Annotated in this window: 8 protein-coding genes; 6 read left to right on the forward strand and 2 right to left on the reverse strand. The window is 49.2% G+C overall.

From position 1 onward, the window contains the following. Positions 1-1186: 1186 nt before the first annotated feature. The 5 genes from HC229_RS01375 (at position 1187) to pheT (ending at position 10397) form a co-directional block, all read left to right on the forward strand. Positions 1187-2251: an efflux RND transporter periplasmic adaptor subunit gene (locus HC229_RS01375; protein ID WP_191018641.1), complete on the forward strand. Its 1065-nt coding sequence runs from the start codon at positions 1187-1189 to the stop codon at positions 2249-2251. Continuing rightward, complete coding sequence (locus HC229_RS01380; protein WP_191018642.1) at positions 2248-5355, forward strand: efflux RND transporter permease subunit; 3108 nt, start codon at positions 2248-2250, stop codon at positions 5353-5355. Before HC229_RS01375 ends, HC229_RS01380 begins: the two co-directional genes overlap by 4 nt. Then, on the forward strand, positions 5352-6650 hold the full coding sequence (locus HC229_RS01385) for a TolC family protein (protein ID WP_191018643.1): 1299 nt from the start codon (positions 5352-5354) through the stop codon (positions 6648-6650). Before HC229_RS01380 ends, HC229_RS01385 begins: the two co-directional genes overlap by 4 nt. An 88-nt stretch (positions 6651-6738) precedes the next feature. Further along, a complete protein-coding gene (locus HC229_RS01390) occupies positions 6739-7602 on the forward strand; it encodes a bestrophin family protein (RefSeq protein WP_191018644.1) in 864 nt (287 codons plus the stop codon). A gap of 368 nt (positions 7603-7970) precedes the next feature. Beyond that, positions 7971-10397, forward strand: coding sequence for a phenylalanine--tRNA ligase subunit beta (gene pheT, locus HC229_RS01395; protein ID WP_191018645.1), 2427 nt, complete (start codon positions 7971-7973; stop codon positions 10395-10397). Between the two features lie 237 nt (positions 10398-10634). Here the strand turns inward: pheT and HC229_RS01400 are convergent, their stop codons facing one another. Continuing rightward, positions 10635-11195, reverse strand: coding sequence for a fasciclin domain-containing protein (locus HC229_RS01400; protein WP_191018646.1), 561 nt, complete (start codon positions 11193-11195; stop codon positions 10635-10637). A 338-nt stretch (positions 11196-11533) separates the two neighbouring features. Further along, positions 11534-12517 carry a phosphotransferase gene (locus tag HC229_RS01405; RefSeq protein ID WP_191018647.1) on the reverse strand — a complete coding sequence of 328 codons (984 nt, stop codon included), beginning with the start codon at positions 12515-12517 and terminating at the stop codon, positions 11534-11536. 370 nt (positions 12518-12887) lie between these two features. On the opposite strand from HC229_RS01405, the gene HC229_RS01410 reads away from it, so the two are divergent. Then, positions 12888-13871, forward strand: a complete 984-nt coding sequence (locus HC229_RS01410) for an endo alpha-1,4 polygalactosaminidase (protein WP_191018648.1) — start codon at positions 12888-12890, stop codon at positions 13869-13871. Positions 13872-13932: the final 61 nt, after the last annotated feature.

Here is a 13932-nt window from a genome sequence, read left to right on the forward strand (position 1 = left end):
AACCTTCTGTTTAAACAGCCCAAAAATTCCCGAATTCGAGGCAATAACCTTCTGTTTAAACAGCCCAAAAATTCCCGAATTCGCAGCATAACCTTCTGTCTAAAAAGACCGAAAATTTCCAAATTCGCGGCAATAACCTTCTGTCTAAAAAGCCCGAAAATTCGCGAATTCGCGGCAATAACCTTTTTACTCGCTTTAAAGAAGAAAAACTCTCGAATTCGTGGCAAATAGTAGCTTCACCGAAAATCCATCAAATTCGCGAATTCGCGGCAATAATATTCTGATTAAAAAGCTCTAAAATTCGCGAATTCGCGGCAATAACGTTCTGCTTAAAAAGCCTGAAAATTCCCGATTCGCAGCAATAACCTTCTGTTTAAAAATCACGAAAATTCCAGGATTCGCGGCAATAACCTTCCGTTTAAAAAGACCGAAAATTCGAATTCGCGGCAATAACCTTTTTAATCGCTTCAAAGTACCAGAAATAAAGAAAAACTCTCGAATTCGTGGCAAAATAGTAAGCGTCAAAAAACCAACTACTTCGCCTTACTGGGTTATAAACCTGTTACCCTTTTAGAAAGAACAAAGTTCGTTTTAGCGAATGCCGAAAACCTCGAAAATGCGTAAAACATCGCAAATTTAGATCTTGCGGTTACCGAAAAGCCCTAAAATTCGCAAATTCGCGGCAATAACCTTCTGTTTAAAAAGCCTGAAAATTCGCGAATTCGCGGAAATAACTTCTTTATTCGCTCAAAGTACCAAAAATCAAGAAAAAACTCTCGAATTCCACGTAAAAAGTACCATCCAAACCCGAATTTCGGCACCCTGACAAAGTTATCCCACATTATTTTTTGCGTCCCATACTTCCCATCCCATAACATTATATCTCCTTCCCCGAAAATACTCCATCAATTTTAGCTATCGATAAACGTTAAAAATCCACAGAACGCACCCGCGCCACGCTTTATTTTTGCGTTAAAAGACAAATTCCGTTTAAACCTTTTCCATTGCATTGATTCCATCCGAAACATTATTGACCAATCCAGCAAAATACGCTACTCTTCGTCCAATTAATCCCTGATTTTTTGCACGGTAAAATCGTTGTTTGGACGGTTGTTAAATAAAAATTAACAGTTCCGGAAACCACTGCGCATTCACTTAGATTTGCAGCTACCCATTCGCTCAAAAAATGAAAATAAAATATATAGTTTACGGTCTTTTGGCTCTTGGCATCGGGGCGCTCGTCTTTTATCGGATATCTGCCAACAAGGAAGCGAAAAAAGACGATAAAGGCCCTAAAAAAGCCCAGGTGGTTTCGGGTATCGTCGCCCAGCCGCAGGATTTTGAAAACAACTTGTCGTTGTCGGGCTCGATTGAAGCCAACGAATCCGTAGATATCAGGAGCGAAGTTTCAGGGATCGTCGAAAAAATCTTTTTTAACGAAGGCACGGTCGTGAGTAAAGGCCAGGTGCTTTTTAAGGTTAACGACGTCGAACTGCGCGCCCAGCTTTCCAAAGCCAAGACCGCTCAACAGCTCGCCAGCGAGAACGAGAGACGCGCCAAGCTGTTGCTCGAAAAAGAAGCCATCAGCCGGGAGGAATACGACATCGCGAGTGCCGATTTCAAATCTGCGAAAGCCGAAAGCCAGCTGATCCAGGCGCAATTGGGCAAAACCGCCGTACGGGCTCCGTTTTCAGGCAAGATCGGACTGCGCAACATTTCCCCGGGAACCTACCTGACAGCCGAAACCATTGTCGCCAAACTCGTCAACAGCGCTGAAGTCAAGATCACCTTTTCGGTTCCGGAAAAATATGCTCCCCAAATGAAAATCGGCTCGATCATCAACTTTACCGTTGCCGGGACAACCGATGAATTCTCTGCAAAAATTTACGCCATAGAGCCCGAAATTACCGTCGATACGAGAACACTTCGCATGCGCGCCCTCGCCCGCAATCCCAACGGCCGACTGTTGCCGGGCACATTTGCGAACGTCGGGCTTCCGCTGCAAAAGATCGAAAACGCGATCGTCATTCCGACCGAGGCCGTGATCCCGGTCCAGGACGGTAAAAAAGTATTTGTCTCCGATGGCGGGAAAGCCAAGGAAGTCAAAGTGGAAACCGCCACGAGAACAGCCTCCGAAATCCTGATCTTGTCCGGACTTAAAGCCGGGGACACCGTGATTACGACCGGCGTGATGTCGCTCAAGGCGGATGCGCCCGTAAAAGTCAAAATCCAAAAAGCCGCCAAATCATGAGTTTGTCCACGCTCAGCATCAAGCGCCCCGTGCTGACGATCGTCATGAACCTGGCGATCATACTTTTTGGCGTGGTAGGATTTACCTATCTCGGCATACGCGAATTCCCTTCGATCGACCCGGCCCAAATCTCGGTCAGGACAAGTTACACGGGCGCTAACGCCGACATCATCGAATCCCAGATAACCGAGCCGCTCGAGAAAGCCATCAACCAGATCGACGGCATCCGCAACATTACCTCTTCGAGCAACCAGGGCTCGAGCAACATTACCGTAGAATTCGAACTTGAGAAAAACCTCGAGGAAGCGGCCAATGACGTGCGCGACAAAGTTTCTCAGGCGGTTCGCAGTTTGCCCCAGGACATCGACGCTCCGCCGGTGGTTTCCAAAGCCGACGCGGATTCCGAACCGATCATCACGATGACCGTGCAAAGCGATTCCCGCGATCCGCTTGAGCTCAGCGATTATGCCGAGAATGTGATCGCAGAACGCTTGCAGACGATCCCCGGCGTTTCGTCGGTCCAGATTTGGGGACAGAAACGCTATGCAATGCGCATTTGGCTCGATCCGATAAAACTTACCTCTTACGGCGTTACGGTCTCGGACGTGAGAAACGCGTTGGATGCACAAAACATTGAACTTCCGTCAGGAAAACTGACCGGAAAAAACACCGAATTGCTCGTCAAGACGATGGGAAATCTCTCCGAACCGGAACAATTCAACAACATCATCATTTTGGCGGCCGGCGAACGCATCGTGCGCCTTAGCGACGTCGGTTACGCCGAACTCGGTCCTGAAAACCTCGAGACAAAAATGACCTCTTCCGGGTTGCCGCTCGTCGGTTTGGCCATCGTTCCGCAACCGGGAACGAATTACATCGACATAGCCGACGAATTCTACAAGGAATACGACCAGCTCAAAAACACGCTTCCGAAAGATCTGCAACTCAACATCGCCATCGACAACACGGTCTTCATCAAGAAATCGGTTATCGAAGTCGTCGAGACCCTGGCGATCGCGCTCGTGCTCGTGATCCTGATCATCTATTTGTTTTTCCGCGATTGGGCCATAGCGTTCCGTCCGCTCATCGACATTCCGGTTTCGCTTATCGGGACGTTTTTCATTATGTACTTGCTCGGATTTTCAGTAAACGTATTGACGTTGCTGGCCATCGTCCTGGCTACCGGGCTCGTCGTCGATGACGGTATCGTCGTGACCGAAAACATTTTCAAGAAAGTCGAGGAAGGCATGTCGCCCATCGAAGCGGCGATTCGCGGATCAAACGAGATCTTCTTCGCGGTAATTTCCATTTCCGTTACGCTCGCTGCGGTTTTCCTTCCGATCATTTTCCTCGAAGGCTTTGTCGGGCGGCTCTTCCGGGAGTTTGGCGTCGTGATCGGGGCGGCGGTGCTCATATCGGCATTCGTATCGCTGACGCTTACGCCGATGCTCAACGCATATCTGATGAAGGCGGATTCGGCTCACAACAAATCGAAGTTCTATACGTGGTCTGAGCCGTATTTCGTCAAAATGAACGAAGGTTACGCCTCATCCTTAAAGAAATTCATGGGCCGCCGCTGGTTGAGTTTTCCGATCATCATCATCTGCCTCGGGTTCATCGTGCTTTTCTTCTCGATCCTGCCCAAAGAAACCGCGCCTTATGACGACCGCAGTTTTGTCGGCGTCAACGTCACAGGACCTGAAGGTGCGACGTACCAATATATGGATCGCTTCATGACCGAAATGTCCGAGCTCATTGACGATTCCATTCCCGAAAAGAAAGTTTCGCTCGTGATCACTTCGCCCGGTTTTGGTTCGGCAGCCGTTAACAGCGGACGCATCCGGATCGCGCTCGTCGAACCAGAAGATCGCGACCGCGCACAAAAAGACATAGCCGCTGACCTTACCAAATGGACCAAGCGCTATCCCGAAGCCCGCGTCAATGTGTCGGAATCGCCAACGATTGCCGTCAACCGTCGCGGCGGATTCCCGATACAATATATCATCCAGGCCCAGAATTTCGAGCAATTGCAGGAAAAGATTCCGCAGTTCATGGAAGAAGTCGGCAATGACGAAACGTTTTCGAATTCCGACGTCAACCTCAAATTCAACAAGCCGGAAATCAACATTACGATCGATCGCGAAAAGGCGGAAAGCCTCGGCATCTCGGTCATGGATATCGCCCAGACATTGCAACTTTCGCTTTCCGGACAACGTTTCGGCTATTTCATGCGGAATGGAAAGCAATATCAGGTCATGGGACAATTCGAGGAAGTCGACCGCTCGAAACCGCTCGACCTCACCTCTATGTTCGTCAAAAACGCAAGCGGTCAACTGATCCAGCTCGACAACGTGGTAAGTGTGAACGAACAGAGCAATCCGCCTCAGCTTTACCACAACAACCGCTATATGTCGGCGACGGTTTCGGCCGGACTCGCACCCGGAAATTCGATCAGCGACGGCATTGCGGCCATGGATCGCATCAAGGCCAAAGTGCTCGACGATACCTTTACTACCGATTTGGGAGGAGAATCGCGCGATTTCGTGGAAAGTTCCTCCAATACGTTGTTCGCCTTCGGATTGGCGCTGTTGCTGATTTACCTGATCCTGGCCGCCCAGTTCGAAAGCTTCCTCGATCCGTTGATCATCATCCTGACGGTTCCCATGGCGGTTGCCGGTGCGTTGCTTTCGCTTTGGCTTTTCGGACAGACGTGGAACATTTTTAGCCAGATCGGGACGGTGATGCTCATTGGGCTCGTGACCAAGAACGGTATCCTAATCGTCGAATTCGCCAACCAGTTGCGGGAGCAGGGACGCGATAAGACCGAGGCGATCCTCGAGGCTTCCGAAGCCCGTTTGCGCCCGATCCTGATGACGAGTCTTGCGATCGCGCTCGGCGCCCTGCCTATCGCGATGTCGCTCGGAGCTGCGGCCACAAGCCGTATGGGCATGGGAATCGTGATCGTCGGCGGAACGGTTTTTTCGTTGGTGCTCACGCTTTATGTCATCCCGGCGATCTATTCGCTCTGGTCGAGACAGCGCGTCCACAGACCCGAACTCGACAACGCCGAACAATACGAAAAAGAAAGCCAGTCTTCATTATGAGAATACTATTTTGCTTGCTTGGGATTTCATTTGCTTTGGCGGCCAACGCCCAGGATTTGCTTACGCCAGACGAGGCCGTCAAGATTGCGATCGAAAACAATTACGACATCCGGATCGCGAAAAACGACCTAAAGGTCGACCAAACCAATAAAACAATAGGGAACGCCGGAATGTTGCCGAGCGTCACGGCCAGCGTCATCGACAACAACAGCATCCAGAGCAGCGAACAGATCCGCAACGACGGCACACAGCAATCGTTGGACAACGCCCGAAATTCCAACCTCAATTACGGGGCTGCACTCGAATGGACAGTATTTGACGGCTTGGGAATGTTCGCCCGTTACGACCAGCTCAAGGAGATCGAGAAACAAGGTCAGGCCGAATTCCAGCTGATGGTGATGACGCGTGCCTCAGACGTGCTCACGGCTTATTACGATCTTGTACAGCAAAAACAGCAGCTCGCAGCGCTTGACACCACGTTGATCATTTCGCGTTCCAGGGTCGATCTGGCCCAGAACCGGTTTACGATCGGAAAATCGAGCAAGCTGGAAGTGCTCAACGCAGAGGTCGATTTCAATACCGACCAGACCAACCTGTTGCGCGCCAAGGAAACCTATGCAAACTCCAAGATTGCGCTAAACGAACTGATGGCGCGCGACACCAAGACGGAATTTGACGTGATTGACGAAATAACTGCCGACAACACCTTGTTGCTGCCGGATCTGGAAACACTCGCCCAAAAACAGAATCCGGCGTTGCAGGTCCAACTGATCAACAAGCGCATAGCCGAATACAACCTTCGGGCAGTGAAGGCCCAGCGTTATCCGGTGGTCAGCGTCAGTACGGGCTATAACTTCGTCGAGACGCAAAACAGCCTTGGGTTTACCCAGCGTACTTCGTCCAATGGTTTGGCATATGGATTTTCGGCCAACCTGAACATTTTCAACGGTTTCAACCAAAACCGCAACGAGAAAGTCGCGAAATTGCAAATAGAGAACTCCAAGCTGCTGATCGACCAGCAAAGCCAGGCCATAATGTCCCAATTGGGTTCGGCTTACCAGACGTACCTGACGAACATCAGCCTGATCGACCTCGAGTCGCAAAATGAAGAAATCGCCAAAGAGAACCTCTACATCACGATGGAAAAATACCGCATCGGAACGATTCCCACGATCGAATACCGCACGGCCCAGCTCAACTACGTAAACGCCCAATTGCGACACAGCGTAGCCAAATACAACGCAAAGATCTCGGAAATCACGCTTCGGGAACTAGCGGGGAATTTGTCGTTTTAGTTTATTTTTGTTCAACGTTTACTGTTCCGCCAACTTTAAACTTTAAACTTTAAACCTTAAACTTTAAACTCCACCAACACCTCCAAAAATGCGTTCCTACAATACCAAAGACTGGTTTTCGTTCATTTTCCTCGTCCAGCGTTCGGACACGTTCCACAAACTTTGGCCGCTGATGCTCGGCATTGGGCTGTATTCCGGCTTTATCGGATGGTTGGAGGTCGAGTATTGGAAGCTGGCGGAGTCGAATTACATCCGGAATATCAACACGATGCACAGCATGTTGGGCTTCGTGATCTCGCTTTTGCTCGTCTTTCGCACCAATACTGCATACGATCGTTGGTGGGAAGGGCGAAAACACTGGGGATCGTTGGTCAACAACAGCCGCAACTTAGCGTTAAAACTGCGGTCGATTTTGAAATCTGAAGAGGACCATGCCTTTTTTCGCAAACTGATTCCCGATTACGCCGCGGTGTTGGCCACCCATCTTAACGACAAGGAAACCGGCCAACAACTCTTTGACGACCTCGACCTCGCGATCGACCACCACAAACACAAGCCCAACCAAATCGCCGCCCAGCTCTTCGATCGCGTGAATTCGCTTTACGGGCAAGGGAAAATCACGGGCGACCAACTCATCATCATCAATGCCGAAGTACAGTCCTTTACCGACATTTGCGGCGCCTGCGAACGCATCAAAAACACTCCTATTCCCTACTCCTACAGCGCTTTCATCAAGAAATTCATTTTTATCTATGTGCTGACACTGCCGTTTGGGTATGCGTTCAGCCTCGGATATTATGTCGCGCCCGTCGTGGTTTTCATCTTTTACGTGCTGGCGAGCCTTGAGCTTATCGCCGAAGAAATCGAGGAACCGTTCGGGGATGACGAAAATGATTTGCCGACCCGGAAAATATCCGAAAATATCCGCCGCCACGTCTCGGAGCTTATCTGATCGCGTTTACCGATTTCATGCGTGAGGGATCGCAGCATTGTTTGAGCTCTTTTCAACAACCTCAAAAGTTTTCACGCCGATGCCGCTTCGTGCGGGAATTCATATGGGATTGGCGGCCATGCAATGAACCTTTGAGGTTTGGAAAAAGCGAGTGCGAGAGCCCGACGGCGGCCTTCGAAGTTGCCTGAATCCCAAACTGGTTCCAAGCTGGCGAAATCACGATTGGAACCTGCCGCCGGCACGCCCAAAAAATACGCTTATTTAGACGAATTCGGGCAACATTTGACTTTTGACATTCGGCCAACCTTAGTATCTTTGCCGCTTATCTGAGGCGACATGCCGAATTGAACGAAGTTAAAATTTCCCATATGAAGATCTCTTACAACTGGCTAAAGCAATTCATCAAAACCGACTGGACGAGCGAGGAAACCTCTGCACTGCTCACTGACCTCGGGCTTGAAGTGGAAGTCGTTGACAAATACCAAACCGTCAAAGGCGGCTTGCAGGGCGTCGTGGTCGGGCATGTATTAACGTGCGAACAACACCCGAATGCCGACAGGCTCAAAGTTACCACCGTAGACCTTGGCGACGGCAATCCCGCCGTACAGATCGTTTGCGGAGCCGCCAATGTCGCCGCCGGACAAAAGGTGGCCGTAGCGACCATAGGAACGACGTTGTACACAAAAGACGGAGAATCTTTCGTCATCAAAAAAGGCAAGATACGCGACCAGGAAAGCTGGGGCATGATTTGCGCCGAGGACGAACTCGGCCTTGGGGAAAGCCACGACGGGATCATGGTGCTCGACGAAAGCCTCAAACCGGGAACGCCGGCTGCACAGGTGTTTAAAGTTGAGAACGATGAGATTTTTGAGATCGGGCTCACGCCGAACCGGGCCGATGCGATGAGCCATTGGGGCGTCGCACGCGATTTGCGCGCCGGGTTGCTGCAGCGCAACGTACATGTGGAGATGATCACGCCATCTGTGTCGGCGTTCCGTATAGACAAACGCATACTGAAAATTGACGCGGTCGTAGCCGATGCGAAACTCGCCCCGCGATATTGCGGCGTGACCATGTCCGGGCTTACCGTAAAGGCGTCACCCGAATGGTTGCAGAATCGATTGAAGGCGATCGGGCTTACGCCGAAAAACAACATTGTCGACGTCACCAATTACGTATTGCACGAGCTAGGTCAGCCGTTGCACGCGTTCGACGCCGCCAAGATAAACGGCAAGGTATGCGTGAAAACGCTCGAAGCCGGGACAAAATTTACGACGCTTGACGCAATCGAGCGCACGCTTCACGAAGAAGACCTGATGATTTGCGACGACAAAGGCCCAATGTGCATAGCGGGTGTATTTGGCGGACAAAATTCGGGCGTGAGCGAAACCACGACTTCAATTTTCCTTGAAAGTGCCTATTTCAACCCGGTTTCGGTGCGAAAGACGGCCAAGCGGCACAATCTCAATACCGATGCTTCTTTCCGTTTTGAACGCGGCATCGATCCCACGATCACCGAATATGCATTGAAACGCGCGGCCTTGCTGATCAAGGAAGTAGCCGGAGGCGAAGTGACATCGGACGTGATCGATTTGTATCCGAAAAAAATCGAGGACTTCCAGGTCGTGTTGAATTTCGGAAAAGCAACGAAACTGATCGGACAGGAATTGCCGAAGGAGACGATCAAGAAAATACTGGCTTCGCTCGACATCAAGGTCAACAGTTCATCGGACGCGAACCTCGGGCTTACGATCCCGTCGTACCGTGTCGACGTGACGCGCGAAATCGATGTGATCGAGGAAATCCTTCGCGTCTATGGTTACAACAACATCAATTTTACCAAAAAGCTCAACGCCACGGTTTCGAATTCCGCCCGTACCGAAGACCATAAACTGCAAAACATCATCGCTTCCCAATTGACGTCCCAGGGCTTCAATGAGATGATGGCTAATTCGCTGACGACGCCGGAATACATTCAATTGTCGGATTTGTTGAAGGATGAAGCCAACGTGACGATGCTCAACCCGCTTTCGAACGATTTGGCCGTAATGCGGCAATCGCTGCTTTTCTCGGCGCTCGAGGCAGTCTCGTATAACGTGAACCGCCGGAATGCGGACTTAAAATTGTTCGAGTTCGGAAAGAGCTATCACAAAGTCCTGTTGGGCTATGACGAAAAAAAGCACCTGACCCTGACGATTTCAGGGAACCGCTCGGCCGAAAGCTGGACTGCGGCACAAAGGCCTACGGATTTTTTCGTGTTCAAAGGATATGTCGGCGCCATATTGTCCCGACTCGGAATCGAGAAAGCCCAGACGAAGCCGGTTGTTTCGGACATGTTTTCTGAAGGGATTTCGCTTGCCATAGGAGAAGACGTGATCGTGGAATTCGGAATCGTTAAAAAATCGGTGCTCAAACATTTCGACATCAAGCAGGAAGTGCTTTTCGCCGATTTCAATTGGGATGCCGTGCTCAAATACGTGACGAACAAAATCAAATTCACCGACATACCGAAATATCCGGAAGTCAGGCGCGACCTTGCGCTGTTGGTCGATGACTCTGTTGGCTTCGACGCGATCTATAACCTGTCGAAACAAACCGAAAAGGCATTGTTGAAGAACGTCAACCTTTTCGACGTCTACCAGGGCAAGAACCTTCCGGAAGGGAAAAAGTCGTATGCGGTCAGCTTTACGTTGCAGGACACGACCAAAACCTTGACGGACGAACAGATCGACAAGATCATGGGGAAACTGCTCAAAAGTTTCGAAGGGCAGTTGGGTGCCAGTTTGAGGGGATAACCTTATTTTATTTTTTTGATATTGGGCTGTTTCGTTTTGAAGCAGCTTTTTTTTTTTGCCGTTCGGAATCGAAAGTTTTTTGATATTCGACCTCCTTGCGCTACTGATAAATCGCAGAAGGAACGACTTTTTATGTTGGAATTTGTGATCGGACGGCCTTTGGGGAAATAAAAAAAGGAGCCTCCGTTTCCGGAAGCTCCTTGCCCAATCAAATCAAATCAAATCAAATCAAATCAATCATTTGTGCATCAACACGCCATCGACGACATGGATGACGCCGTTTGACTGGTTGACATCGGCGATCGCAACGGTAACCTTCATTCCTTTTTCATCTTTCAGCACTAGCTTTTTCCCATCCATCATCGCCCAAAGCTTGCCGCCCTGGACGGTTTTAAGTTCGGCTTTGCCACCGCCTGTCTTGATCGCTTTGGCGATGTCGCTCGCGTTCCATTGACCGGCAACGACGTGATACGTCAGGACGCCTTGGAGCATTTTTTTGTTTTCTGGTTTTAGCAGGGTTTCAACCGTTCCCTTCGGAAGCTTGTCGAAAGCCGCATTCGTAGGCGCAAACACCGTAAATGGCCCTTTTCCCGATAGCGTTTCGACCAATCCGGCTGCTTTGACTGCCGCGACCAAAGTCGTGTGGTCTTTCGAATTCACGGCATTCTCGACGATGTTTTTGGATGGATACATCGCGGCCCCGCCTACCATTACCGTTTTTTCCTGGGCCGAAGCCGTAACACTTACAAACAAGGCCATTGCGGCAATTGCACCTGTAATAAATTTTGATGTTTTCATGTGATGTTATTTAGATTGTTATGGTGGGATGTACGGAATGATGACCGATTTGGTTTTTCGGCATGATTTGTTTGTTGTGGAAAGGTGCGTGATGGTGATGGTGTCTGCCCTGCAGGACTTCGTTGCCGCGGAGCACTTTCGGGCGGAGGATTCTTTCGCAGCTACGCCTAATCGTCGGATGAGGAAACCGGAATCCGCTTATCATCCGCTTCACTGCGGACAACGAGGCCGCGGGACCAATTTTTTGTGAAGCGATTTGTGCCAGTTTCCAGTTGTGGCTTCGGGATGTGGTTTGCTTCGGCAGATTGCGAAAGCAGCTTGATTGTTGTTGCCTGCAATTATTGTCTGCCATTGTGATAACCAACCCAATCTCTTATTCTTCCAACAAACATTTTTAGGTAGTTTTCGGTAAAAAAGATATTCGACCAATCAAATCTTTGTGCTTGCACGCCGAGGTAGAAGACAAAAACAGCCGCACCGGCTTCCGGGATCAATTGCAATTCGCCGTTGGAGAGCTGCCTTATTTTTTGATAACCGCTTAAAAAGCTTTTTGCTTTCGATTCATATTGTACTTTATCGTGCTCAATAAAGAACAGCTGTTTGCAAAAATATCCGACATCCAGAATCAGCGGACCATTTCCGCAGTTGTCGAAATCGAAAACAGTGATCTCGTTTTCATTATTGACACTTAGATTGTCATACCAGATATCGAGATGTACGATTCCATTTTGACTTTCCGTTAAATTACCGGCCTCGAATTTCCCGGATATTTTGGATCTTATTGCCTTTACGAACTTCATTTCGTCCAAATCCTCAGAAAAAAATGGCCTTAACCTTTCGTACGATTGATACAAAAGGATTTCAGGGCCGTAACTTATTCTGTCGATTTTCTTGCGTTCGGTTATGTTGTGGATTTTCGCCATTAGCGAACCGATATGAAAACAAGTTTCGTTCGACATAAAACGCATTTTTTGGCCTTCGGCAAACGAAAAAAGTACGGCATATCGGATGCCTTCAGGGGCGTTGATTTCCTGAATAAGACGTCCGTTTTTATCGGGAATTGGAAAGGAAATGGAAATTGAATTTTCTCTAAGTAGGTTCAGTAGGCCTAATTCCTGCTCAATTTCAGTTTTGGTCCGCCATTCAAAGCAGTAAACCCTGACGACGAATTTTTGCTTGCCGTTGGAAATGAAATACGTATGATTTACGCCGGTCCTGAATAATTTGCAGTCAAAATCGTCGGCGAGCCGGTATTTTTCTTTTATAAAATTGCCTAGTTCCACTTCTGATAAAGTGGACGCCGTCACAGGAAAAGTTGTCATCGGATGGAGTTTTAAAATAAAGGCGAACCCTAGGCGCCGGGATGTTCCCGCAAATGCGAGCGAATTTAGGAAAAAAGTTCGTTCGAATCCCACTAAAACAAAATGGGCGATCGCGACCGATTTGATTTGAGGTAGCCTGCATCAAGGACGGAGCATGCCGAGGAACCGCAGCATATGATAGGCGAATCCCAATTTGGACTATGCCGTACCGAACTCCATCCGGACAAAAAGCAAGCGTTTCGTTGAGAGATTTGCGTCGATTGCCGATCTGATGCGCGAATTTCTCACCAAAAGAATCTTCGAACAAAAACACGATCCGATAGCGAACCTTACGCCTTAATCCCTATTTTTGAGCGTTTAACCCTACTTTATGAAACGCATCGCCGCGTCCCTATTTATATCTATCCTGACCATCGGATCCTGCAGCAAGAAGGAAAGCCCTACCACTGCTCATCGGGACGAGCCCAGAAATGAAGCCGAGGCCGGTCTTGCCATGCAACAGTTCGTCACCCAGATCTCGAAGTCAGCCAAGGCGATGAAGCCCGGGTTCAACATCATTCCGCAAAACGGTGCCGACCTCGCCTATACGAACCTGAACCCGAGACAGGGAAAGAATTACCAATACATACAGGGAATTGATGGATTCGGCGTCGAGGAATTGTTCTATACTGAAGACGGCTCGATCGATTCGGCCCGCGTCGCGATTTTGTCCGCATTGAAAAATGACCGCAAGATTCTGGTTTCGGAATACATTCCCGATACGCCCCAAATCAACAAAGTAGCACAATACAACCTCGAGGCCGGGTTTGTCCCGTTCATCAGGATGAAGTCCAATTACAGTTATTCACACATTCCGGAACGCATCCGCAACCAAAATCAGGATGATGTCACCGAAATGGACCAGGTGCGCAACTATCTGTATTTGATCAATCCTAAGGAATTTGAGACGAAAGAGGCGTTCCTGGAATCGCTTTCCCAAACGAACTTCGACCTGTTGATCATCGATTTGTTCTACGACCAGCAACCGTTGACGAAATCCGAACTCGACCGCCTCAAAACGAAGGCCGACGGCGGGAAGCGGCTTGTGGTTTGTTACGTCAACATCGGTTCGGCCGAAAAATGGCGCTACTACTGGAACAAATCCTGGAAAATCGGCAAACCGTCCTGGCTCAGGAAAAAGTACGAAGGATACGACGAAGAATTTTATGTCGCGTTTTGGGATCCGGAATGGAAAGGCATCGTTTACAGCGGCCCCGATTCTTACATCAGGAAAATAATTCACGCAGGGTTTGACGGGGCTTATCTCGACAATACCGAGGCGTACCACTACTTGTTCCACGAACACCAGGAATAAAGCGCATTGTCTGTCACGAACTCAAACATTTAAAAAACTTTGAGGTTTCTAAAAAACGCCT

The sequence above is a fragment of the Flavobacterium selenitireducens genome (assembly GCF_014748335.1).
In the GTDB taxonomy this organism is placed as follows: Bacteria; Bacteroidota; Bacteroidia; order Flavobacteriales; family Flavobacteriaceae; genus Flavobacterium; species Flavobacterium selenitireducens.